The sequence below is a fragment of the Bacillus sp. X1(2014) genome (genome assembly GCF_007678255.1).
In genome coordinates, this window is sequence record NZ_VEED01000073.1 from 1 (window position 1) to 297 (window position 297).

Sequence of the window (297 nt, forward strand, 5' to 3'; positions counted from 1 at the left end):
AATTTCTGAAAAGATCGTTGCAGCGATCTTTTCTCCGATACCAGGGATAGATTTGATAATATTATATTCTTCAACTTCTTTAGCGAGGGCATCTATCTCAGACTCTAACTTGGATAGGTGCTCTTTGTATTGAAGAATAATATTGATATACATACCTAGACTTAAAATATGGCTCTGATAAACGGTCTTTTCAAACGGATTTCGATTTGCTGCAGCCTTGAGCTGAGTAGCTTTTTCTTTAGCCCATCTATAGGAACGACTTTTACATAATTCAGCGATTTTGTCGGCTATTGTTTC

Annotated in this window: 1 pseudogene; it reads right to left on the reverse strand. The window is 36.4% G+C overall.

Going from position 1 to position 297, the window contains the following annotated elements:
- Positions 1-297 (reverse strand): annotated as a pseudogene (locus FS608_RS29825) (IS110 family transposase); the annotation flags it as partial.